Below are 23,664 nucleotides of genomic sequence, written 5' to 3' on the forward strand. Positions count from 1 at the left end.
ACGGGCATTCTCGCATCTCCAGCTGTTCGACGAGCAATCGGAAAAGCGCCCGCGCCCCACCGGAGGGAAAGATGAGGCGCGGGAACGCGCCGACCGCGTTCGACGGGGTATCCTGCGTATGGACGACACGCGGCCGGTGCGTTCCTAACGTTGTTTCCCCAAGCTTGTTCCGCCGATTGGTCTCGACGCAGCCGCCCGAACGTATGCGGGCTATTCGGCGCCTGCGCCGGCGAGAAGGCGTGTCAGCGCTGCTGCCGGCATCGGCTTCGCGAGCGGAAAGGATTGCCCGGCCCAGAGAGGGCTGAAGTCGTCGAGGCCCGCGGCTTCCGCAGCGCCACGAACAGGCGCGAGCGGGCCACCGGCTGTCGGAAAAGCCGGCGCGATATCCGACAGCGGCCCGACTTCCACCATCAGGCGATTGACGATGCTTCGCGCCGGCCGGCCGGTGAACAGGTTGGTCAAAGCAGTGGGCCTGTCCGGCGTGCCCAGTGCTTTGCTATGCACCGCCGAGATGCCGGCCTCCGGTGTGAAGAGATAGGCCGTGCCGACCTGGACGGCGGCGGCGCCCAGCGCGAAGGCCGCCGCCACGCCGCGCCGGTCGGCGATGCCGCCGGCCGCGATCACCGGGACGGTGACGGCGTCGACGATCTGCGGGACCAGCGCGAAGGTCCCGACCTGCTCGGACATCCGATCGGTCAGGAAGCTTCCGCGATGTCCACCGGCCTCGGCGCCCATGGCGATGACGGCGTCGACACCGTGCCCGGCAAGCCAGCGCGCCTCGGCAACGGTGGTCGCGGCGGCGATGACCCTGGCTCCAGTGCGCTTCACCCGATCGAGCAGGTCGACCTGCGGCAGTCCGAAATGGAAGCTTACGACCTCCGGCCGGTAGGCTTCCACGACCGAGCAGGCCGCGGCGTCGAACGGCGTTCGCCCGCCCCCCGACTTCGGCATGTCCGGATCGAGGCCGGCCTCGGCATAATAACCGGCCAGGCGCGCGAGCCAGGCGGACTGGCGCGCCGGATCGTCCACCGGATTGGCATGGCAGAAGAAGTTGAGATTGATCGGGCGGCGCGTGCCGGCCCGAACCCGGTCCAGCGCTGCGCGCAGCGCCTTCTCGTCATACATCGCGGTCGGCAGCGAGCCCAACCCACCGGCCTCGCTGACGGCGATGACCATCTCAGGCGTCGTGGCGCCGGCCATCGGCGCCTGGATCACCGGAAGCTCGATGCCGAAAAGGTCGAGCAATGTCGATCGGGTCGACGTGGTCATGGCGTCTCCTTTCGTGGGTGTGGTTTCGATCGCGGCCCGGCGTTGTTTCGCTGGACGCGGGCTGATTGCGGCACGGGCGGTCAAGCGCCCAGCCCCCAAATTCTAAAATTCGACCTCCTCGATGACGAAGAACGTGGAACCGAGCCGCCTGTTTAGCACGTCGGGCAGAACCGACCTAGCCGGCGGTGAGCAATGCCTTCCAGGCGCGCTCATGTGTCTGCAGGGCTGGCGGCAAGGGCCCCGAGATGGGCGCGCAAAATCGTCACTTCCCCGTCTGGCACCGCAGGCCGCGTCACGGCGAGCCAATCGGTGGAAGAATGGAATGGATAATTTAGCCAAATAGCGTTCTCGCCGAGAAGCTTGCGATACAAGAGCAATTGCCAAACTGATTTTAGTGTATAAAGTAGAGTTGGGGTTTTATTCAGGTGACACGGGGATAGGTCCAGTCAGTTCGACAAGGAAACCTCGCCAATGTCTGCAATGTTCGAATTTACAGGTGGCGGCATCGGGGTCATGCCGGATCCGGACGACAATCCGAACGGTCACGTCGTACCCCATCATGAATCCGGGATCCGAATAAGCTTTCAGGTCGTGAATGTAGGAGACGCGGGAGGCAATGCGGACGTCGGAGTGGAAGTCGACGACGCGTTCCTGACGAGCTGGCAGTCCTCTTTCCTTGATCCGGGAAATTCCGAAACGGGATTCGTTTCCCTGGGAAGGCTGACGGAAGGCGAACACACAGTTCTCACTTTCGTGAATCCGGGGTCCGGTCAGGCCGATCACGAATCCAACACCTTTATCGTCGGCTGAGATACCCCGCCATCCAGGAGATGGTCCTTCGGTGGGCAGACCCTGGGGCTCGGCCTGAGCAAGGAAAGGGTGAGAATGAGCCAGCCTGGAGACTTCGTGCTCACCGTTGACCACGACGGTTCCGTGGAGGCGATTGCTTTCAACCCGGACGGCACCCGGTTTGCCAGCGGTGGCAGCGACTCGGTGTTGCGGGTGCGCGCAATCGGCAGCGGAGCACCGCTGGACGTCCCCAGCGCGGGGTTCGTGTCCAGTATAGCGTTCAGCCCGGATTCGGCGACGTTCGCTATAGCGGACTTCGAGCACGTCCACGTCTGCTCCAGTTCGACGGGAGCGGTGATCTGGAGGGGACCGGTCGAGCCGGGCACCTCTGTGAATTTCGTATGCTTCACCCCGGACGGCAGCACACTGGTCGCCGCCACCGATACCATAGTCGCACAATTCGACAGTGCGACCGGGGCGTCTTTGCACCGCATTTTGGTCGAGCGGCCGCTGATCGCCGACATTGACGTGAGCAGCGATGGTACCCGCATAGCGCTGGCGATCGACGAACGTCACGGCGGCGACCACCGGATCGCCGGGTCTGCGCGCGTGCTCGAACTGTCCACCGGTGACGAGATCGGGCGCCTCGACCCTGATAATGCCGTGTTGGCCGTCGCGTTCAGTCGGGACGGGGCCATGGTGCTGTGCTGTGCCGCCGATGACACGGTCCGCATGTTCGAGGCAGAAGGCGGGGTGCAACTTTGGCCGACCGAGGACGAGGTCGACGAGGAGGTCACGGCCCCGAGCTGCATAGCGTTCGATCCCAAGGGTCGGTGGACCGTGGTCGGCGGAGCGGACGGGTTCGCCCGGATCCTGGAAGCGCAATCCGGGGTGGAGCGGGGGCGGGCGCCCAAATTGGCCCCCGGACTTCCTGACCCGGGTTTCGGTGCCGTCACGCATGTGGCGTTCGGCCTGAACGGCAAGGTGGCGGCGAGCGCCTCCATCGACAATGTGGTGCGCCTCTTCAACCTGGACGGCAAGGAGCACTATGCCGTCAGCACCGACGAGGTTCTCGCAATGGCGTTCAGCCCGGACGGCCGCTGGCTGGGATTGGGTTGTCGAGGCCGCGCGCTCGTGATCGACAACGGCGAGTTCGGCGTCGTGAGGTGAGGCATGGATCCCCACGAGCTGCTGCAATTGGTCAGTGACCGGCTGCGCACACTGGCAAGAAGGGCGCTGGACGAGGCCGTGCAGCAACTGCCGCAGCTCGATGACGATCCGTCGGCGGCAGACACCATATTGGCGGGTCGGCTGCTGTCCGTGCATGACCGGCTGCCCGCAGGCAACTCCCTGGTGGAACTTCTCCGCGAGATGGCCGGCGACCTCGACGCCGGCTCACCCGTGCGGCTTCACGGCTGGCGGCGGGCGCCTGGAGCGCCGCTCGGACTTGCGCTGGTCCTGACCGACCCAGCCGACCCGGCGGCTGGGCGTGCCGTGCTCGGCATGACGCCGGGTGATCCGACGTTCGACGTGGTGGTCACTCCGGGGGCCAGCCTGTCTATGCCGCCGAGGACTACCGGACCATGGACCGCACAGATCGCGATTGCCGCTCCCCAAGGCTGGGATGCCGCCTTCGGTCCCGGCCTGGACCCGATCGTTCCGAGCGGCACCGCGTCCGTCCGTGTCGAACGCGCCGGCAGGCTGTCCGCCGGGATGAACGAGGGGCCTGGGATGAGCGTCAACGGCATCGCCCTGACCGTCACCGCGACCCCTGGCCAGCCGCCGCACGTCGATGTGGAGTTGCGCGAGCTCACCGTCGCCGTCCTGCCCAAGGCCCTGGCCACGCTGCTCGGCGCCGGCGGCGCGAGCCCCATGGCGGGCGCTCCCGTCAGCATCACGATCCGCGCGGACCGGGCCGCGGGGGTGCGGTTCACCGGCACGGGCACGCTTGGCATCCCGCTGCCCCTGCGGCTGAACGTGCCTGGAATCCGCACCCGGGGCGCGGCGCTGGAGTTGACCTCCGAGGACGGCGAGCCGCGGTTTGCCTTCTCCCTATCGGCCGCCGCCGACCTGCCCGGGCTGCCGCTGCATGTGTCGTTGGATGGAGCCGGCATCAAACTCCCGGTGGTCCTCTCGTCCGAGAAGCCGCTGGGCATCGACCCGAAGGGGCTGGGGGAGGTGTTTCCGGAGGGCGTCGGCACAGAGCTCAGGCTGCCGCCCGTGTCCGGCGGCGGCGTGGTTCGCCGGACGGAGGACGAAGGTTACGCCGGACTGATCTCCCTCGATCTGGGCGTGATGCGAATGCAGGCCATCGCCCTGTTCCGGCCGCCTGTCGCGGGCGATCCGACCAGTTTCCTGGTATTGCTCTCCGCGACGTTCCCGGCCCCCGGTCTCCAACTGGGGCTGGGGTTCGCGCTGGACGCAGTGGGAGGGCTCATCGGCGTCGATCGCAGCGTCGAAGTCGGCGAGCTGCAGAGGCTGATCAGCGACGGCAATGCCGACCGGGTACTGTTTCCCGACAATGCCGTCGAACGCGCCCGCGAGATCATAGGGTCGCTGGGGGCCGCCTTCCCGGTCACCCGCGGCCGAATGCTCGTCGGGCCGATGGTGCGTATCACCTGGGGGGCGCGCATCGTATCGCTTTCCGGTGCGCTGATCCTGGAGCTGCCCGCCCCTGTGCGCGCGGTGCTGGTCGGGCGCCTGCTCGTCTGCTTGCCGGATCCCGTGGTACCGCTGATCCGGCTGCAAGCCAGCGTATTCGGCCGGATCGACCCGAGCGTCCCTGTGGTCGAGTTGCTCGTGTCGCTGTCCGGGTCGTGGATCGTCGGGCTTGCGGTGCGCGGCGAGATGTACCTGCTGGTGCGCGGCGGTCGCGAACCCGTGTTCGTCCTGTCGGCCGGCGGTTTCCATCCCCGTTATACGCGGCCTGCCGGTGTGCCGGCACTGCGCAGCCTGCAGGTCGATCTGGCCCCGAGCATCGTGTTCGGCCTGCGTATGGAGGCGTATCTCGCGGTCACCTCGAATGCCGTCATGTTTGGCGGCCAGGTTCAATTGGACGCGACCATCGCCGACTGCGGCGTGCAGGGTTGGCTCGGACTGGACGCTTTGTTCGTGTTCGATCCGGTGTTCGCGTTCTCGGTGCGCGTGCGCGCGGGGGTGGCGGTCCGCGCGTTCGGCCGACGGCTTGCCAGCGTCGGTCTGGACTTCACCCTCGAGGGCCCGGCCCCTTGGCACGTTTTCGGCACGGGCAGCATCTCGGTGTTGTTCTGGGATGTCGAACTGGACTTCGACATCCGCTGGGGCTCGCCGCCTGCGGTAAGCCAAAGGGGTGGGCGTGATCCGGGCGAGCCGCTCCTGAAGGTCATGCGCGAGGCGCGGGCCTGGGTGGCTGAGCGGCCGCAGATGGAGCGCACCGGACTCACCTTCACCGCGGTGGCCATCAAAAAGCTCGGCAATGGCGAGATCGTGCACCCTGATGCCACCCTGCGCGTCAGCCAGGCAGTGGTACCTCTGGGCGTCCCGATCTCACGGTTCGAACGTCGCCAGGTACCGGTGCAGATCTGGACGATCGTGAATGTCACCCTCGGCACAGCGCAATCTCCGGAAGCCTTCACCTCGCTGGCCGAACGGTTTGTGCCGGGCGAGTATTTCGACCTTACCGAGGACCAGCAGCTCACCGGGCCGGCCTTCGTCGACCACGCCGGCGGGGTGCGGGTAGGCACGGACGGCGTTCTCGTCGGCGACGGGCACCGGGTCGACGACGGTTACGAGACCGCCTACGAGCCACCCCTCGCGACCCGGGAATTCTCCGGCTGGGCGGGGCGCTTCCATGGCGAGGCCGTGTACGCGGTCAGCGCGGCGGAGCGGCTGGAGCGCTGGCGCAGCCCGGAGGCCGCCGTGCGGGTGCGACCGTCGACGTTGGGCGTGGCGGCCACGAACGACCTGAGGCCGATGCTCGAAAACGTGTCCCTGGTCAATGCCACCGCCAATGCCTGGTTGGCGCTGCGCGAACGGCTGGACCCGAATGTGACGGTACAAGTCGTGGAGAGCTGGGAACTGGCCACATGACGACACGATGGTTCTTCTCCTCGGCGCAGGTGGGGGCGTCGGCTAAAGCGAGGGGGCGTTCGCTGGACACGTCGGTGACGTTCATGCGGGAAATGGACGGCCGGCGCGAGCCGGTGACCGCCGTTGGGCCAAGGCTGTCGCTGGTCGGCCCGGGAGATGTGATAGGCTTCGACCGGGCGATGGTCCTGCGCGAGGAGCCGCCACCAGGCGCGGCCCCTGCGGCGGAGAACATCCTGGCCAGCATCGAGTTCGCGCATGCCGACCTGCCGTGGCTGCTATCCCCCGGACCGGCCCAGACCCCGTCCCCGCAGCCATGGATCGTGCTGGTCGTGCTCGCCGAAGACGAGGCCGAGCCGCCGCGCGAAGGCAACCCGTTGCCGGTTCTAACCGCGCCGGTCGCCGCGCTTCCCCCGCTGGCCGATCGGTGGGCATGGGCGCATGTGGAGGCACGACTGGACGACAGGGTCACGCGGATCGACGACGCAAGGAGCCTTGTTGCGCTGGGTGCGCGCCAACACTCGGCCGAGGTCATCGCGCGGCTGCTATGCCCGCGCAAGCTGAAGCCGGACCGGGGATGGATCGCCGCCGTCGTCCCCGCCACCGAGGCCGGTCGGGCGGCTGGCCTCAACACCGCTCCGGTTGGATCGCCCACTGCGGATGCCTGGAGAGCCGGCGGTGGCGGTGCAGTCGAGCTCCCCGTCTACCACTGGTGGCGTTTCCGCACGGGGAAGGAGGGCACCTTCGAGGAACTGGCGCGACGACTGGATTTTCGGCCTGCAGCGGAAGCCGGGCTCGGCACCCGAACCGTCGACGTCAGCCGACCGGGGCTGGTCGAGCAGGAAAGCCGGCCAGCCACAGTGACCCTTGACGGCGCCTTGCGGGTGCCGGGGGCAACGGCGGCCGAGGTGTGGTCGGACACGGCTGCGCAGGAGAGCTTCAAAGCCTCGGCCAGGATACGCCTCGACGACCCGGCCAGGCGCCGCGCCGAGATCGGGGATCCGGAAGCGGACCCGGACACCATTGCGGTCGCCCCGCCGCTCTATGGCAGCGACCACACCGGTCAGCAGACAGTGCCTCTCGACCGGGAGCGACCGGAGGAACCGGAAAGCTGGATGACCACGCTGAACCTCGAGGTGCGGCGGCGCGTGGCCGCCGCGCTCGGCGCCCGCTACGTCCAGTTGGAACAGGAATTCCTGATGGCCCGGGCCTGGGAGCAGGTCGGCGAGATCCGGCAGGCGAACCGGCTGCTTGCCGTTGCGGAATTGGCCGCCGCGACGGCGGAGCAGGCCCAACGCAAGCACCTCGATCCGCTGAATGCGGCCGACCTGGTCGTCGCCATGGCTCCGGCGAGCACACGCATGCGGTTGTCCGCGGGGCGGCTCGACACCTCCGCCACGCTCGCGACCTTGCTGGCTGCTTCCCCGGTGCCGACGGGAGCTGCGAGTTCCTCCTTTGCCCGGCTGACACGCCGGGGTGGGGCGTTGGCGCGCCGCGCCGCGCGCGGCCCGAACGGCACCGGGAATGTCAGCGCCGTTCCGGTGATCACGCAGGGGCTGCTCGAAATGGGGGTGGTGAGCGAGGAAGCGCCCGATGCCGGCCTGCCGGGCGAGGTGCGTGCCCTGATCACGCCGTTCCCTCTGCAGTGGCGGCGCATGGTCGACCGCATCCCCATAGAAGCCATGGCAGGCCGCTCTGAAACGGAAGCCCGCCCGCTGCGACCGATCATGGCTCACCCTACGTTCAGCGTCCCGATCGCCACGGAACTGTTGGCCCGCTGGCCCGAATGGGCAGTCCCTGGCATAGGAGCGCTGCCGATGGACACCGTGACCTTGCTGGAGACCAATCCAGAATTTGTCGCCGCCCTGCTGGTCGGGCTCAATCACGAATTCAACCGGGAGCTGCTATGGCGCGAGTTCCCTACCGACCAGCGCGGCACGTCGTTCGCCCGGTTCTGGCCCAGCGCCGGGGCGGATGTCGACGAGATCGCCCGCTGGCCTTTGGATGCTCCATTGGGCGACCAGCTCCGCGCCGGTGGAGAGAGCAGTCTTGCGTTGCTGGTTCGCGGTGAGTTGCTGCGCAGGTTTCCCGGTACCGCACTGCTCGCGGTCCGGGGCGAGGGCGGCAAACTGCCGGCCACCTTCGGAGGGGCGACCACCGCGATTGCGCTGGACGAATCGACGGTGCTGTACCTCCTCGACGGCGTCGACAGGCAGCAGGCCCTCGACGAGGACTGGTTCTTCGTGTTCCGCGAACCGATGCGAGGGACCCAGTTCGGCTTCGATTCAGGTGAGCCGGCCCCGACGTTGGAGACCTGGGCCGACCTCACCTGGGAAGACGTCGGTGTCGACGCCTCCGGATTCATACGGGTCGCCAGGCGGCCGACGAGAACGCCAAGCAGGCCGTCGCCGGACGACCCGCCCGCATGGGGGCGGGACGCCGCCGATATGGCCAGGATTGCCTTCCAGCAACCGTTCCAGATGGCCTTCCGGGCCGCGGCCATGCTCGGCGACTGACCGCTCGCCGAAGACAGGAGCACGAATGAACGAGACGTTCGCCGCACGTGCGCAGTTGGACCGGGCACGCACAGAGGCAGATGCCGACCAGGCGCGAGCGGACGAGCAGTTGGCAGTGGTGCGGCGGCTCCAGGACGCCATGCAGGCCGGTGACCCCGGCGCCACGCAGGAACTGCTCACCGCCGCAGCCACAACCCATGCGGGACTCCAACAGTCGGCCGATCAAAGCAATGGCCTTGCTCGCATCTCCGAAGACGAGTTGGCCCAGGCCATGAATGCGGGCCCCGCACTGTTCGCCGACCGCAACACGGATCCGATCGCGCTTTTGCCGGTGCGGGTGGAGACCATTTGGTGGGAACCGAACAAGCTGCGGGTCCGGGTGTATCCGGACGATATCCTGATGTCTGATTTCAACCCGGATCTCACGCCCGACGAAGCCGCCGCCGGCGGCGCGTACTGGCGGGACCCGGGCCCGGAAGCCTGGCAGGAGCTGCTCAAGCGGCTGCGACCTTCGCGCGCCGCATGGGCGGTCCGCGCCTGCCGCCCCGATGGCCCGCCTCCGACCGTGCGCTCGGACGACCAGCGGGAACGCCGCCTCCGCACCCTCGCGATGCCGAAAAAATGGCGGTTCATAGGCTTGCTCGGCAGTGAGGTCGTCGTGGACAAGCTGGGTAGATCGGTGCCGGACCCGCTGCCCGTCGGCTTGCTGCGCTCCGATGAGGAGGGCTGGGAGACCGACTGGTTCTCGGCGCTCAGCGCCGGCATGGCCGTCGAGCTGACCCTCAACGAAAATGACCGCCTGGACGAGTTGCTGGTGGTGGGGGTGCGCGACAGCTCGGCTGCGGACGGCGCCGTAGAGTTCCGCGACCTGCTCCTCGGCCATATGTTCGGCGCTGGACTCGCCCTGCTTCCGGCTGGCACTGCGACCAACAACACCCCCCGCGCGCGCTCGGGTTGGTCGTCGGCCCCTGCGTATCCCGGACCAGAACCCGATCCGCCGGCTGGCGAGCGGCCGGTGGCGGACGCGCTGGCTGCTGCTCTCGGACTGCCCGACGCCAGTTTCCTGCGCGGTTGCTCCGGCGCCGACGACATGGAAGAGTCGGCCGTGGAAGCGTTGTCGCTGCTCACCTGGCCGACTCTGGGGAAGGGGGTCGCCGAGGCGGCGGTCTCGCATCTGGACTTGGGGACCAGGCAGATCAGGTCCACTGATCCGGCCCGGCCGTGGCGTGCGGTTCGGGACCACCTTGCCGAGCATGTGCGTGCGCGCGGGCCACTGCCGACGGTGCGGGTCGGCCGTCAGCCCTACGGAATATTGCCGACCACGGCGCTGAGCGATTGGCGGGCCGAACGGAGCCAGGACGTGGACGCGCTCCTGGCGCCGTGGCTGCTGCGGCTGCGGGAGCGCTGGCGCGCGGTGCTGCGCAACGATGGCACCATCCCGAGGGTGCGGCCCGGGGAGCCGGTCGACCAGGTGGTCGTCGACGTGTTGCAACGGTTGCCCGTGGCGACCGGATTGGCCATGCGCCGGCTGGACGGGCCGGGGCTCGCCGTGCCCAAAACGCCGCGCGACCAGGTGCCGGCCAATCTGGGCCTGCCGGGCTTGTCGCCGGACGGGAAGCTGCGGTGGACCACCCGCTCCGACGGGTGGACGGATCTCGGCTGGGGGCTCGACGACGAGACCGGCGCCCCCGCGTTCGTCTCCCGGATCACTCCCGATCCGGTCAGCTTCCCCACCCGGGCGCTGAACACAGCCGACTATCTGCAAGCCGTGCGCATGTTCCTGGCCGGAGAGCTGGACGCGGCCGACTACGACCGGTCCTGGCCGGTGGAACTGTCCTCGGGCCGGGACACCCCACCCCGGCCGAGCACATTCTTCGACCTGCCTGGTGTCGGCGACGAGCCGCCGGACAATGGCGAGGAGCCGCCCGAAACACCCGAAGACGGCGAGGTGCTTCCGGAACCGCCGCCGGACGCGAGCGGTCTGCTCGATGCGCTGCTGTTTCTGCCCAACTGGGCGTTCATGGACGGCGACGACGGCGAGGACGACCCGCTTCGCCAGGCACTGGCCGTCACCGGTGAGGTGGACCAGTTGGTGGCCGACGTCCTGGAAGGTCTGTCCGAACGGGACCGCGCCGAACGCATTGCGGCTGCCGCCCGCTCCGCGCGTGCCCTGCCCAGGCTGGAGCAGGCGTTGCGGACCCTTGCTGCCACCCCGGTGACCCGGCTGCCCGAATTGCTGCTGGAGGTCATCGACGCATATTCGCACCGGCTGGACGCCTGGGTCACCTCCCTGGCCTCGTGGCGACTGGCCCAGTTGCGTGGATCCGGTGTCGATGGAGTCCGCTTCGGCTGCTACGGCTGGGTGGAGAACCTGGCGCCGCCGCTGCCCAGGGAAACGGTCGAGGTCGAAGTCGAGGACGGGGCGGACACGGCCACCGTCTCCCAGAAGGACGGCTATATCCATGCACCATCGCTGCAGCATGCGGCGACCGCGGCCGTGCTGCGCTCGGGCTTCATCGGCAACCCCGGCAACGAGGCCTATGCCGTCAACCTGCATTCGCGGCGTACCCGGATCGCCCGCTGGCTGCTGGGCGCGGTACGTCGGGGGCAGAATCTGGGTTCGTTGCTGGGCTACCGGTTCGAGCGGTCCCTCCACGATGCCGGACTCGACCACCTCGTCGAACGGTTCCGTCGCCAGTTCCCCCTGCCTATCGTGCCGGAGCCGGAGGGGGCCGGCGCCGACGCGGACCTGTGGGCGCGCAGCGCGGAAAGCATCGCCGCGCGCAATGTCGTCGACGGGATGGCTCTCGTGCGGGCCGGCGCAGGCGTGCTCGACCAGTCGAGCGCCATAGACGGAGCGCCGCTGGTGCCGGCCGCCGACCGGCCGGGAACTGCCGAGTTGCTGCGCGATCTCGCAGACTCCCTCGATGCCGTGGGCGACCTCGTGCTGGCCGAGAGCGTCCACCAGCTCGTCGGCGGCAATCCGATTCGCGCAGGGCTGGCAGCCGACACTTTGGGCCGCGGCGAGGACGTGCCTGATACGTTCCAGGTGGTGCGTACGCCGCACCGGGCCCGTGCGCTGACACACCGGGTGGCAGTTCTCCTGCCCGCAGAGCCATTCGGGCCGACCGGATGGCCGACCGCCGACCCCGTCGCCGCGCTCCATCCGGAGGTGGAGGCGTGGGTTGGACACCTGCTCGGCCCGGCCGCGGGCTGGATCCTGAGCGGCGTCCGGCGCGACCCAGGGGATCCGGAACCTGGCCAGCCCTTCGAGATCACCGCTGACCGGCTTGGGCTTGGTGCGCTGAGCGCGATGCTGGACGCGGCGGGCGCCGATCACGCCCGGTTGCACGGCGCAGTCCGGCAAGCTTTCGGTGCCGCGCCGGGCGCGGCGGTGACGCTTGACGGTCCCGGCTGGAGCGGCCTGAGGGGCCGCGCGGTCCGGATACGGTCGCTGCTGGCCATGGCCCAACCCCTACTGGCGGAACATTTGCCTGGGCGCACGAGAAAGCCCGCGGACGTGGCGAACCTGCAGGCGCGGCTGGCCGGTTTCGCGGCCGCCCCGCTGGTCGCCAACCATCCCGACGCGGCGAAACTGCTTGCGCTGGCCACGAATCCGCCTGGGCCCGAGGGAGCGGAAGGCTGGTTGTCGAGCGCCCGGGCGGCGCTGGCCGAGGTGCTCGGCGCGGATATCCCGCTGCTACCCCAAATTGCCGGGCCGTCGCCGGGAGCTCGGGACATGCCGGGAGCGATGATCGAGGACTGGTTGCGGCAAAACGCAAAGGTGCGGCCGGTGACCCGCACGCTGTACGAGACTTTGCTCGTCGCCGGGACCCGGGCTGGACGGGTGGAGCGGCTGCGAGCGGCGCAGGACCCGTCGGGCGAGGCCGATCCCTGGATCGGTGGCCCCTTCCGCGCCGGACCACGCCCGCAGGCCACGGCACATCTTGTATGGCACGCGCCCGTCGAAACGGCAGGCGCGGCCTTCACCGGCCTGCTGTTCGACGAGTGGACGGAGTTGCTGCCGGGACTTGATCTGCCCGGTCCTCCCGGGCCGCTTACACGCAACCTCATCCCGGAGACCGAACTGACGGGCGTGGCGTTCCACTACGACCGACCGGACGCGAAGGCGCCGCACACCGTGCTCATCGCCGTGCCGCCCGACCTCGACCGCGGCTGGACCTCGGACGGCCTGGTCCAGGTGCTTCGCGAAACCCTCGAATTGGCCAAGTTGCGCGCCATCGACCTCGCGGACCTGCCTCTTCTGGGCGACCTTGTTCCCGCCATCCGGATCTCTCCCAACGGTGCGACCGGGCAGGCCCTTTCCAGAATAGAGACCCGCCGGCCCAACACCGACCCGGAAGGACCGTTCAGGCTGGAGCCCGGACACCGCACGGACGATGTGGAAGCCGGTCTGGCCGCCCGGGTGCACGACCCTTTGTGGCTGCTCACGCGCCAGTGGCAGTTCGGGGAGTTCACGGCCCAGGACTGCGGTTCGCCGGCGGTGATCCGCATGGCCGGCGAGAGCGCGCCGATCGACGCCTGGCGCCCCGCCGGGGCGCCGGACTGGGTGCGCTACGACATTCGTCGCGGTCCCCTGGATGCCCAGATCGAGGATGAGCCCGTGATTGTCGACGAGCGCCTGCGCGCCGAGGGTGGTGCTCAACTGCTCCGGATGCTCGACGACCAAGGGCTGCTCGCCGTCGCCACTGCCGCGCTCGTGCCCCACCGTCTCCCGGCGGAACAGGCTGACGCCAGTCTCATTGGCCTGCTTGACGGACGACTGCCGGATGCAAAATCCGTGGCGGCGGCCATCGACGCCGGTACCTTTCCGACCGGACCTGATCCCAGGCTCGACGAGGTGATCCGCGCCTGGCGGGAGTGGTGGGAAAAGCAACTGGGTGAGAATGGCCCGGACTGTTTCGACGAGCATCGCTTCGAGCATGCGGCCGAGGTTTCGACTGGTGGTACGGTGCTGCTCGCGCAGGAGTACCTTGGCGACGGGCTGGACTGGTACAGTGTGGACGTCCACCCGGACCCCGACATCGAGGCGGCGCCCCCAGGGCCGCTCGGCACATTCGTCCATGAAAGCCTGCCGTCGCTGGTGCGCTATGGAGGACTTCCGGCGGACCGGTTCTGGGAGATGGAGGATGCCAGGGTCGATCTCGGCGCGACGGAACTGTCCACGCTCGATACCGGTCGATTGCTGCTGATCTCATTCGCCACCGTGTACGGCAACGACTGGTTCCTGGCGCCGCTGGAGGTACCGGCAGGATCACTGACAGTGCTCAGGCAGGTGCTGGTGCGAGATGTATTCGGTCGCCTGCACAGGGTCGAACGGGCCGGCCGGGAGGATCCGTCCTGGTCTCTGTTCACGCTTCACAGTCAGGATCCGGATCACCGCGCCGCGTCAGGGCTGCTGATGCTGCCGACCGAACGCGGCCAGACGGGTGCGCCGCTCGAAAACGTTGTGCTGGGCCGCGACGAACTGGCGAACCTGGCATGGGCGGTGCAGCATCGCTACACCGATGGACGAGGTGACATGGTGGAGCGCCGGGACCGGTGGGCAAGCAGGGTTCCCGAGGCCGTTCCCATCGGCGAACTACCCCAGTACCGGGTGCAGACGGTGGTCCCGGACTACTGGTTCCCCCTGGTGCCGGAGGCCGTCCGGCCGGGGGCCATCCGATTCCGCCTCGCCACGCTGACCGGTCCCGGCCTGGACTCGCGTCCGGAAGGCCGGTTGATCAGGCCCAGGCAATGGGTCCATGAAGAGGAGGTGCCTCGTGACGGGGTGAGCCTGACGCGGCGCCCCGTGTTGGCCCGCTGGTTCGACGGATCGTCTCACATCTGGGTTCGCAGGGAGAAGGCGCCCGGCGCCGGGGAGGTATCCAGCGGTCTCGCCTTCGACACGGTTCGCCCGACCGAACCATGGCCGGGTGAATGACGCCGTCCACCGCGCCGGAGAAGCCGCCATGCCGCTTCATCCGATCCGATCGATCATCCAGTGGCGAAAAGGAGAAAACCGATGCGACTCCAGGCTCTTACCTTCGACGGCTACGGCTCGGGTCAGACCGATTTCGCTGCCCTTGTCAGCAACACGCCGCAGCCGGACATGAACATGCTGCTCACCGTGGTCGACATCATCGCGGGGCAGGTCACCCAACCTGTCGCCAATCAGTTCATATCAATCATTGTGGTTGGGCATTCAGATCGGCAGGACAACCCGAATTTCAGTTGCGACCAGCGGCGCGAAAGCGAGATCACCGCGGCAAGGGATCGAGCGGATTCAGCCTGGAGCTGGATCAAGTCGACCGTAAGCAGCCGGGCGGCTGAAGCGGGCTTCGATGCCGGCGAATGGTGGGAGACCTCACCCCAGGTGACCTGGGGAATGGTCTTTGCGGCGACTGGCATGCTGCGGCATGATCCACCGAGCGATGCGGAACGCCGGCTCAATCGCCGCGTGGTAATCTTGGTCAGCCTGTTCAATCCACAGTAGAACCACGGCAGCTGTCGCGTCCGCCACCCGTCCAACATGCAACTCAGGCAAACAGGAAGGAAGCCAGTGTTTCGTCGACGATACGGGACATGGGCACAATGGAGGCGTCGTTCACGAAACGCAGATTCTGGAAAACCACCACGAAAAAGCGTTCCGTGGAGTTTTCGCGAATTATGGCTCCCTCGGAAGCTACCTGCGTGCCGTTGTTCAGTGGTCCCAGGCCGATCTTCGAATGCAGCGTCACGAACTGGACGTCGACGGTCCTGTTGAGCAACAGGTGAAGACGTGGCGGCAGAAGCGCCTGAAAGAGCAGGTTGAGCATTGCCTCGTCGCTTACGCCATCCACCAGGCTACGGTCGAACAGGAGTGCATACAGCCTCGCCATCTCTCGCACGGAAGTTGCCTGAGCCACCGGGGTATCGTTGAGACAGGCAATTCGTTGCGGAGGAAAGCCGTTGCCGAAGTCTCCGCAAAGCCAGATGCCGTTCTGGGCGGAAGGGTCGAAAAAACCTGCTTCCGTCACCGCCTTGGTGAGATAGCCGAAGCCGAGACCATGGATACATTGGCCGGCCGACACGTTGTTGCCTTCGACGATCGCATTGGACAGATTGGTAAAGAAGCCCAAGGAAAAATTGACTGTGCCGGTTGCCGGGTCGAACTCGAACACCTGTTCATAGCGCGGCACAAGGAAGCTGTCGGCCAACGCGGCCAACTGCGGCACCCGCTGGTCGCGGATCACCGGGTCGAAGTTGCTGCGCAGAGCCTGGAAAACGTCGGCCGCCGAAGGCTGCAGGTCGGCAAGCAGTTCGTTGGCCGCCTTGCGAAGTTCGAAGGCGGCATACATGGCCGCTACCTTCAAGAGGCTTGCGGAATAATGCATCTCGGTTTCGCGTTGCCCTGCAAACCCGCGGGAGCCGGATGGGTTCATGTCGACGATGATGATGGGCGCCGTTCCCGGCGGATTGCCGGAAGCGGCCATCGCATTGTCGAAAGCGTTCTGTAACGCCGGGTCGCGCAGCAGCGGATCGGTCTTGGGATCAGGAAACGGTCTCATGACAAACGCCTATGGTCTGAGATGCATTCGCTTGGAAGCAAGGCTCGTTGCTTCGCCAACTGGCATCGGCTCGACCTACTGCAAACCCGTGGCGCGAGACGCACGCACGCACCACACGCCGGCTTTCTTCGTCTCATCCTGTGGTCGGACGAGAGTTGTCGGCGCGCTGAAGGTGACCGTGGCGTACAGGTTTCCGTCACCAGGCCATCGTGTGGTCGTCCAGAAGTCTGTCTCGCTCCGGCTCATCGGCGGGAGTTTATACTGCCCGAACTCGCCCTCGTGATGCTTCCACGATTCCCCCTCGAGGCTCGTAAGCTCAGCCATGGATGGAAGCTGCCAGCCCATCGAGCCGTACGGGCCGCCTTGGCCAAGGGTCGCACAGCGTTCCATGGCGTCGCCGATGGTCACGGGCTCTTCAAAGACCTTGGTGCTGAACACGAGGCACGTCTGCTTGTCCAGAAAGGCCTCTCCCCCGTGCTCGGCAAGCAGAAAAAATCGCTGGGCATCAAGAGGATCGCGTGTGCGCTTGTGAACGACGCCGCATGCCTCCTCCTGCGCGCTCAGCGGCGAGATGGAAAGCGCCAGACCCAATGCCACTCCCAGCTTGAAGCCTATATATGTCCTGATTGCACGCATGACCTTCTCCTGAAAACGCGAGTGCATCTACAAAGATCGAGCGAACAGTTTTCGATGGCAGATTGGTTTTGCCTGGTAGAAGTGACAGTTGTTGAGTAACTGTCGCAAAAATTCTCAGCCATTTCCGAGAAGCATAGTAATCCAATCGGCCGCACTGGTCTATGAGGCCGGCTTGGTTAAAGGATGCGCATTGTCGGATTTCAACGCAGGTGATTGCAAGCAAGCCTCCGACGGCTGCGCCCGCAAGAGGACCGCAAATGTTCGGCATCTGCCACAGGCGCCGACCTTCCAGGTCGCCGGCCATGGCATCGTCGGCAACCTCTTCGCCATCCTGCCCAGGCTCCAAGAGGCGCTTTGATGCCTTGCCGGTGACCAGAGAGTGGCGGCTGGCGCTGGAATGGAAACCACCCGCTCGGCCCGATACGGACGTCTGGCGCCGGGGGAGTGACGGGAGGCCGAATTGCTGTCATGAGGGGGCGCGCTGGTGAGGGCGCGAAGGAGGGATTCGTCTGATGAAGATAGGTGCGCTGAAGGAAACATCTCCGGGAGAGACGCGGGTTGCGGTGACCCCGTCCTCGGCGGCGCATCTGACGAAACTCGGCCATCAGGTCTTCGTCGAGTCCGGTGCGGGTGCGGCCTCCGGTTTTGCCGATGCCGACTATGAGAAGGCGGGCGTTGCCGTCGTCAAATCCGCTGGGGATCTCGCCGAGGCGGTGGACGTCGTGGTCAAGGTACGCCAGCCGGCCGAGGCCGAACTCGACCGCATGAGGACGGGGCAGACCCTGGTCTCCTTCTTCTACCCCGGCCAGAACGAAGGCTTGCTGAAGCGCGCCAACAGCAAGGGCATCACCGCCGTCGCCATGGACATGGTGCCGCGCATCAGCAGAGCCCAGAAGATGGACGCTCTGTCGTCGATGGCCAACATCGCCGGCTATCGGGCGGTGATCGAGGCGGCCAACAATTTCGGCCGTTTCTTCACCGGCCAGGTCACGGCGGCCGGCAAGGTGGCGCCGGCCAAGGTGCTGGTCATCGGGGCGGGTGTCGCCGGCCTTGCCGCCATCGGCGCGGCGCGCGGCCTCGGCGCCATCGTGCGCGCCTTCGACGTAAGGCCCGAAGTGGCCGAACAGATCGAATCGATGGGCGGCGAATTCCTGTTCCTCGACTTCTCCGACCAGCAGGATGGCGCTTCCACGGGCGGCTATGCCGCGCCGTCGTCTCCCGAATTCCGCGCCAAGCAGCTCGAGCTGTTCCGTTCCCAGGCACCGGAGGTCGACGTGGTCATCACCACGGCCCTGATCCCCGGCCGCGATGCGCCGAAACTGTGGACCGCCGACATGGTGGCCGCGATGAAGACCGGCTCCGTGGTCGTCGACCTTGCGGCCGAGCGCGGCGGCAATTGCGACCTGACCGTTCCGGACCAGAAGATCGTCACCGAGAACGGCGTCACCATCGTCGGCTACACCGATTTCCCGAGCCGCATGGGCGCGCAGGCCTCCGAACTCTATGCCAACAACATCCGGCATTTCATCGCCGATCTCACGCCCGGCAAGGACGGCGTCATCAACCACAATATGGAGGATGACGTGATCCGCGGCGCGACCATTGCGCATGACGGCGCCGTCACCTTTCCGCCGCCGCCGCCGAAGATCAAGGCCATAGCGGTGCAGAAACCGAAGGAGAAGCCGAAGGAACCGACAGCCGAGGAGCGCCGGGCCAAGGAACTCGTCGCTTTCCGGGCGCAAACCCGCTCGCAGTTCACGCTGCTCGGCATCGGCGCCGTGCTGATGCTGATCGTCGGCCTCTACGCGCCTCCAAGCTTCCTCAGCCATTTCATCGTTTTCGTGCTCGCCTGCTTCGTCGGCTTCCAGGTGATCTGGAACGTCAGCCATTCGCTCCATACGCCCTTGATGGCCGTCACCAACGCGATCTCAGGTATCATCATCCTGGGCGCGCTGCTGCAGATCGGGCTCGGCTCGTGGTGGGTCGTCACTCTTTCCGCCATCTCGGTGCTGATCGCGACGATCAACATCGTCGGCGGCTTCCTCGTCACCCGGCGAATGCTCGCCATGTTCCAGAAGTCGTAGGGGATCGACATGGAATACGGAATAACGACGGCGATCTATGTTGTCGCTGCCATTCTCTTCATCCTGTCGCTCGGCGGCCTGTCGGGACAGGAAAGCGCCAAACGCGCCGTCTGGTACGGCATCGTCGGCATGGCGCTCGCCATGCTTGCCACCTTGTTCGGCGCCGGTTCGGGAAACTGGTACCTGACGGCCGTCATGATCGCCTTCGGCGCGCTTGCCGGCTGGTACGTCGCCAACCGCGTCCAGATGACGGAGATGCCGCAACTGGTCGCGGCGCTGCATTCCTTTGTCGGCCTCGCCGCGGTCTTCATCGGGATCAACGCCGAAATCGCGCTGATGGACGTAATCGCGGTGCGCGCCTCCGGCGCGGCCGAGACCTTCACAGGTTTCTCCGCGGTCCTGGCGCACAAGACGACTGCCGAGATCGCCGTGCTGAAGGTCGAGGTGTTCCTCGGCATCTTCATCGGCGCAGTCACGTTCACGGGCTCGATCGTCGCCTTCGGCAAGCTGGCCGGCAAGATCGACGGCAAGGCGAAGAAGTATCCCGGCGGCCACGCCCTCAATGCCGGTGCCGCGCTGATCTGCCTTGCGCTGGGCGTCGCCTACTGCATCGGCGCCGGCATCTGGACGCTGATCCTGATCGCGCTGTTCGCCGGCTTCATCGGCTGGCACCTGATCATGGGCATCGGCGGGGCCGACATGCCGGTGGTGGTATCGATGCTCAACAGCTATTCCGGCTGGGCGGCCGCCGCTATCGGCTTCACATTGGGCAACGACCTCCTGATCGTCACCGGGGCGCTGGTCGGCTCGTCCGGCGCCATCCTCAGCTACATCATGTGCAAGGCGATGAACCGCAGCTTCGTCTCGGTCATCCTGGGCGGCTTCGGGGGCCCGCAGCAGTCGACGATGCAGATCGACGGCGAGCAGGTCGCCATCGATGCCGATGGCGTGGCCGCGGCCCTCAACGACGCCGACAGCGTCATCATCGTGCCGGGCTACGGCATGGCGGTGTCGCAGGCCCAGCAGTCCGTCAGCGAGCTGACCCGCAAGCTGCGCACCGCGGGCAAGGAGGTGCGCTTCGCCATCCATCCGGTCGCCGGCCGCCTTCCCGGCCACATGAATGTGCTGCTCGCCGAAGCCAAGGTGCCCTACGACATCGTGCTGGAGATGGACGAGATCAACGAGGACTTCCCCGGCACGGATGTCGTCATCGTCATCGGCTCCAACGATATCGTGAATCCGGCCGCGCAGGAGGATCCCGCGAGCCCGATCGCCGGCATGCCGGTGCTGGAAGTCTGGAAAGCCAAGAACGTCTTCGTCTCCAAGCGCGGCCAGGGCACGGGCTATTCCGGCATCGAGAACCCGCTGTTCTTCAAGGAGAACACGCGCATGTTCTATGGCGACGCCAAGAAGTCGATCGATCAGCTGCTCCCTATGCTCGGCTGATCCACCGATTTGGGCGCAGCGAAGAGGTCGCGAAGTCGGTGACTTCGCTGCCTCTTGGCGTGCTCGGGTTTGGCCAACTCCACGGAGAGTTTGTCCAGTGATGCCCCTGCTGGAAAAGCGGACGGTCCACGCTTCGCAACGCGTAGTCACTGACGCTGAATCATACGGATCTCCGATGCGATCAGTCCTTGAATTCGCCAGAGGTTGCGATCACGGATGCCGTGCTCTTCCAGCTTGCTGATCGTATTGAAGGCGTACTGCGCTGCCGACCCCCAGTGCCCCGCTGCACGCGAGAGCACACTCGCGACTTCGGCAGAGGCCGCTTTCCGGCGTAGGCGATGCCATCGCGCAATGCCACGAAGGCAAGGACCTTCAGGCGTCCCTCTTTCGTGGAAACCTCTATCCATCTAGGAACGTTAGTCGGTGGGTTCGCGTCGATCTCGCGTTGAAGCAATCGGACGATCTGACCATGCTTATCACCGGGGGGAAGACGGAACGCGATCCCGATGCAGGTGCCTCCGCGATCGAGCGCCAACATAAGAGCGGGTAGTTCCCGCGTGCCGCGCCATCTTGTCAATTTGAGGCAGAAGGAACGGTGCCAACCGGCCGCGACGGCACGTCGTTGCTCAACAACTTGGAACTCCGGGTTCCAGATCAGCGATCCATATGCAAAGACCCACAGATGCTCTGGATCGTGCTGCGCCAAAACGGCTTCGGCCATTTGCGCAAAATCCGCATTGGTGTGTTCGGTGGTTCCTGGTTCAGGGCCTGGGTCCGGCTCCATCCGCTCGACCAGAGCGACGAGTTCGGCAGTCAGTTCCATATCTTCCCCCCAAGGAAGTCGAACGATCCATCGGGATGAAGCCGGGCACGGCTGTCAAGGTCGGTATCGGATCTCCTCCAGCGTAGTTACCTGCTGAAATCATTCAACGTCACACCCAGTCTGCGATCTACGCAAACCGCCCCAGTTTCTTATGAAGCTCATCCTGGCCGCTGCCGGAGCGAGAATTGGAGGGGGAGTTTAGGAGGGCGTGCGCTGCTGCGGTTAAGAGCAGCGGCCTCGGTCCTCTACATAATTTTCGTTGTCTTCCCGGCAATGGGCCGCGACTATCAGGCTGCCGTTCTATCAGCCGGCTTCAGCGGCATCAGCCTCGGTGCGACGCCGACGGCTATTGCCAACATGACGGCCGTCACCAAGCTCCATGGACCGGCACCGACAGCTTTCATCATCCTGCCGCTGGTTTCGGCCTTTTCATCGACGTCGCCAACGCTGTCGTCATCGGCTTCATGGTCCGTTAGACGGCGGCCGGGCCGCCGCCGGCGCCGAGGCTATAGGCGAGTTGGGCTCGCGTGAGGCCGAGGAGGCGCGCTGCGGCGGACAGGTTTCCGCGCGCTCGATCGACCGCAGCCTGGCAGGCGCCTTCTCCCTCCGTTCGAAGAATGCCTGTTCGAAGCCCTGCGCTGGCAGCCAGCGCAGATTTGGGCCGCTGGCCTGTAGGTGGTATCCTTAGAGCCTCGCTTGGGAGCCACGGTATCCTCAAGCCACGAACAGGAATGACCCGGGAGGCAGCCTATGTCGCAGGACAAAACAGCAGACGTGTCCGAGGCCGAGATCGCGGTCCACTGGCAGGAAGAGGACTATGTCAAACCCACGGAGAAATTCGTCGCTCAGGCCAATTTGACCGACCAGGCAGACCGTGCGCCAGTTGGTGGCGGGTGATGCACGGTTCAATGCGCTTTGTGACGAGTACTGCAAGGTTGTCGACCTCCTTGAAGCCTACGAGGTGCAGGTCGAGCAGCTCAGGGAGCGCAAGGCTTTGCTGGAAGATGAACTATTGACGTGCATTGAAGGATATCAGCCGCAATAGTGCCAAGCGAGCGAAGCGCTGAGCAGCGCGGTAGAGTGCGACTCGGCACTGAAGGCTGCCCCGAGCTCGCGTCAAGTGCATGACTTGCAAGGAAGCACATAGCTGCGTGTGGGGTCATCATCGGCGCAGATCACAACATGGGTCTGGCGATTCTTTGCCGGCCGGGACTGGATCGCCGAAGTCACCTCTGCGTTCGGCCCCCGATAAGGTCTTCGAAAAGCACTCCGACTCCAGTACTCGACAGCGGCGCGTCATTCAGGCGGACAGACGCACCGGCCGGCGATGGGCGCCCCAGTCGCCCGGCCGCGGCTCGAACACGCCCGGGCAAGGCGTACCGCAACGGCGGCAGTGGCCCTCGGCGTCGAGAGTCCAGGCCAGCAGTCGATACCAATCGCGACCGATCAGGCATGCGCCGCACTGATTGCACCAGGTGCTGCCGCCGACGGCATCATGCACATTGCCGGTGTAGACGTAACGCAAGCCGTTTCGGATGCCGATCTGCCGGGCCCGCGTCAGCGTTGCGGGCGCAGTGGGCGGCTTGTCCATCATCTTCCAGTCGGGATGGAAGGCCGTGAAGTGCAGCGGCACATCGGGGCCGAGCTCTTCCATGATCCATTGTGTGAGCGCCTCGATCTCCCCCTCGGAATCATTCTCGCCCGGAATGAGCAGCGTCGTGATTTCGAACCAGACGGAGGTCTCGCGCTTGAGATAGATAAGCGTATCGAGCACCGGCTGGAGATGGCCGCTGCTGATGCGCTGGTAGAAGCGCTCGGTGAACGCCTTGAGATCGACATTCGCAGCATCCATATGGCGGTAGAATTCGGCGCGCGGTTTCGGGCAGACATAGCCGGCCGTGACTGCGACGCTTTTGATCTCCCGTTCCCGGCAGGCATCGGCCACGTCGATGGCGTATTCGTGGAAAATGACGGGGTCGTTGTAGGTGAAGGCAACGCTGCGGCACCTTAGATCCGCTGCTGCCTGGGCGATCTCCACCGGCGAAGCAGCGTCGGCCAGCGTGTCGATTTCGCGGGACTTGCTGATGTCCCAGTTCTGACAGAAGCGGCAGGCGAGATTGCAGCCGGCCGTGCCGAAGGAGAGGACGGCAGTGCCCGGCAGGAAATGGTTCAGCGGCTTCTTCTCAACCGGATCGACGCAGAAGCCACTCGAGCGGCCGTAGGTCGTCAGCATCATCCGGTCGTGCTGGCGGGCGCGGACGAAGCAGAGCCCTCGCTGCCCCTCGTGCAGCTTGCAAAACCGTGGGCAGAGATCGCACTGAATGCGCCCGTCAGCCAGCGCGTGCCAGTGGCGGCCCGGCACAATCGACGCGTCCCGCGGCTGCAATGGCGGACGGGCAGCGGTCGTGACCTTGGCGATTGGCGGCATGGCCGCATGATAGACCCGTCATGGCATCGTTCAATGGTGATGGAAGCGCCGGCGAACA

Annotated in this window: 15 protein-coding genes and 1 pseudogene; 10 read left to right on the forward strand and 6 right to left on the reverse strand. The window is 66.2% G+C overall.

All coding sequences use genetic code 11. The features are described 5' to 3' along the window. Positions 1 to 210 precede the first annotated feature (210 nt). The gene (locus JN302_RS15330) at positions 211 to 1,269 is read right to left on the reverse strand and encodes an NAD(P)H-dependent flavin oxidoreductase (protein WP_202333460.1); all 1,059 of its coding nucleotides are present in this window, start codon (positions 1,267 to 1,269) and stop codon (positions 211 to 213) included. 471 nt (positions 1,270 to 1,740) lie between these two features. On the opposite strand from JN302_RS15330, the gene JN302_RS15335 reads away from it, so the two are divergent. From JN302_RS15335 to JN302_RS15360, 6 genes are all read left to right on the forward strand, one after another. Next, entirely contained in the window at positions 1,741 to 2,079 is a 339-nt protein-coding gene (locus JN302_RS15335) for a hypothetical protein (RefSeq protein ID WP_202333461.1), read from the forward strand. Positions 2,080 to 2,154: 75 nt separating this feature from the next. Then, positions 2,155 to 3,228: a WD40 repeat domain-containing protein gene (locus JN302_RS15340; RefSeq protein ID WP_202333462.1), complete on the forward strand. Its 1,074-nt coding sequence runs from the start codon at positions 2,155 to 2,157 to the stop codon at positions 3,226 to 3,228. Between the two features lie 3 nt (positions 3,229 to 3,231). Next, a complete protein-coding gene (locus tag JN302_RS15345) occupies positions 3,232 to 6,126 on the forward strand; it encodes a DUF6603 domain-containing protein (protein ID WP_202333463.1) in 2,895 nt (964 codons plus the stop codon). Continuing rightward, a complete protein-coding gene (locus JN302_RS15350; RefSeq protein WP_202333464.1) occupies positions 6,123 to 8,639 on the forward strand; it encodes a hypothetical protein in 2,517 nt (838 codons plus the stop codon). Before JN302_RS15345 ends, JN302_RS15350 begins: the two co-directional genes overlap by 4 nt. 25 nt (positions 8,640 to 8,664) lie before the next feature. Beyond that, positions 8,665 to 14,583 carry a hypothetical protein gene (locus JN302_RS15355; RefSeq protein WP_202333465.1) on the forward strand — a complete coding sequence of 1,973 codons (5,919 nt, stop codon included), beginning with the start codon at positions 8,665 to 8,667 and terminating at the stop codon, positions 14,581 to 14,583. 60 nt (positions 14,584 to 14,643) lie between these two features. Next, entirely contained in the window at positions 14,644 to 15,135 is a 492-nt protein-coding gene (locus JN302_RS15360) for a hypothetical protein (protein WP_202333466.1), read from the forward strand. 43 nt (positions 15,136 to 15,178) lie between these two features. Here the strand turns inward: JN302_RS15360 and JN302_RS15365 are convergent, their stop codons facing one another. Both JN302_RS15365 and JN302_RS15370 read right to left on the reverse strand, forming a co-directional pair. Continuing rightward, positions 15,179 to 16,114 (reverse strand): serine hydrolase, encoded by a 936-nt coding sequence (locus JN302_RS15365; RefSeq protein ID WP_202313240.1) that lies wholly within the window; start codon positions 16,112 to 16,114, stop codon positions 15,179 to 15,181. Positions 16,115 to 16,264: 150 nt separating this feature from the next. After that, on the reverse strand, positions 16,265 to 16,825 hold the full coding sequence (locus JN302_RS15370) for a DUF1566 domain-containing protein (protein ID WP_202333467.1): 561 nt from the start codon (positions 16,823 to 16,825) through the stop codon (positions 16,265 to 16,267). A gap of 512 nt (positions 16,826 to 17,337) precedes the next feature. On the opposite strand from JN302_RS15370, the gene JN302_RS15375 reads away from it, so the two are divergent. Together JN302_RS15375 and JN302_RS15380 are read left to right on the forward strand one after the other, a co-directional pair. After that, positions 17,338 to 18,909 carry a Re/Si-specific NAD(P)(+) transhydrogenase subunit alpha gene (locus tag JN302_RS15375; RefSeq protein WP_202313244.1) on the forward strand — a complete coding sequence of 524 codons (1,572 nt, stop codon included), beginning with the start codon at positions 17,338 to 17,340 and terminating at the stop codon, positions 18,907 to 18,909. Between the two features lie 9 nt (positions 18,910 to 18,918). After that, on the forward strand, positions 18,919 to 20,355 hold the full coding sequence (locus tag JN302_RS15380; protein ID WP_202313246.1) for an NAD(P)(+) transhydrogenase (Re/Si-specific) subunit beta: 1,437 nt from the start codon (positions 18,919 to 18,921) through the stop codon (positions 20,353 to 20,355). 181 nt (positions 20,356 to 20,536) lie between these two features. On the opposite strand, the gene JN302_RS15385 is transcribed toward JN302_RS15380, so the two are convergent. Continuing rightward, complete coding sequence (locus tag JN302_RS15385; protein ID WP_342215963.1) at positions 20,537 to 21,178, reverse strand: gamma-glutamylcyclotransferase; 642 nt, start codon at positions 21,176 to 21,178, stop codon at positions 20,537 to 20,539. Positions 21,179 to 21,418: 240 nt separating this feature from the next. Between JN302_RS15385 and JN302_RS15390 the strand changes: the two are divergent. Further along, positions 21,419 to 21,654, forward strand: a pseudogene (locus JN302_RS15390) (sodium/glutamate symporter); the annotation flags it as partial. Here the strand turns inward: JN302_RS15390 and JN302_RS39945 are convergent. Next, the gene (locus tag JN302_RS39945; protein ID WP_202333468.1) at positions 21,651 to 21,896 is read right to left on the reverse strand and encodes a helix-turn-helix domain-containing protein; all 246 of its coding nucleotides are present in this window, start codon (positions 21,894 to 21,896) and stop codon (positions 21,651 to 21,653) included. The pseudogene JN302_RS15390 and the gene JN302_RS39945 overlap by 4 nt on opposite strands. A 32-nt stretch (positions 21,897 to 21,928) precedes the next feature. On the opposite strand from JN302_RS39945, the gene JN302_RS15400 reads away from it, so the two are divergent. Beyond that, positions 21,929 to 22,075, forward strand: coding sequence for a hypothetical protein (locus JN302_RS15400; RefSeq protein WP_202313252.1), 147 nt, complete (start codon positions 21,929 to 21,931; stop codon positions 22,073 to 22,075). 403 nt (positions 22,076 to 22,478) lie between these two features. Here JN302_RS15400 and amrS read toward each other — a convergent pair whose 3' ends face one another. Further along, positions 22,479 to 23,540, reverse strand: a complete 1,062-nt coding sequence (amrS, locus tag JN302_RS15405; protein WP_244846667.1) for an AmmeMemoRadiSam system radical SAM enzyme — start codon at positions 23,538 to 23,540, stop codon at positions 22,479 to 22,481. Between the last annotated feature and the right edge of the window lie 124 nt (positions 23,541 to 23,664).

It is taken from the genome of Mesorhizobium sp. L-8-3 (assembly GCF_016756615.1).
GTDB lineage: Bacteria > Pseudomonadota > Alphaproteobacteria > Rhizobiales > Rhizobiaceae.

Coding starts and splice junctions, on each gene's coding strand:
- JN302_RS15380 (WP_202313246.1), top strand. CDS start 18,919: ATGGAATACGGAATAACGACGGCGATCTATGTTGTCGCTGCCATTCTC.
- JN302_RS15355 (WP_202333465.1), top strand. CDS start 8,665: ATGAACGAGACGTTCGCCGCACGTGCGCAGTTGGACCGGGCACGCACA.
- JN302_RS15375 (WP_202313244.1), top strand. CDS start 17,338: ATGAAGATAGGTGCGCTGAAGGAAACATCTCCGGGAGAGACGCGGGTT.
- JN302_RS15345 (WP_202333463.1), top strand. CDS start 3,232: ATGGATCCCCACGAGCTGCTGCAATTGGTCAGTGACCGGCTGCGCACA.
- JN302_RS15365 (WP_202313240.1), bottom strand. CDS start 16,114: ATGGCCGCTTCCGGCAATCCGCCGGGAACGGCGCCCATCATCATCGTC.
- JN302_RS15370 (WP_202333467.1), bottom strand. CDS start 16,825: ATGCGTGCAATCAGGACATATATAGGCTTCAAGCTGGGAGTGGCATTG.
- JN302_RS15400 (WP_202313252.1), top strand. CDS start 21,929: ATGTCGCAGGACAAAACAGCAGACGTGTCCGAGGCCGAGATCGCGGTC.
- JN302_RS15385 (WP_342215963.1), bottom strand. CDS start 21,178: ATGGAACTGACTGCCGAACTCGTCGCTCTGGTCGAGCGGATGGAGCCG.
- JN302_RS15330 (WP_202333460.1), bottom strand. CDS start 1,269: ATGACCACGTCGACCCGATCGACATTGCTCGACCTTTTCGGCATCGAG.
- JN302_RS15350 (WP_202333464.1), top strand. CDS start 6,123: ATGACGACACGATGGTTCTTCTCCTCGGCGCAGGTGGGGGCGTCGGCT.
- JN302_RS15340 (WP_202333462.1), top strand. CDS start 2,155: ATGAGCCAGCCTGGAGACTTCGTGCTCACCGTTGACCACGACGGTTCC.
- JN302_RS15335 (WP_202333461.1), top strand. CDS start 1,741: ATGTCTGCAATGTTCGAATTTACAGGTGGCGGCATCGGGGTCATGCCG.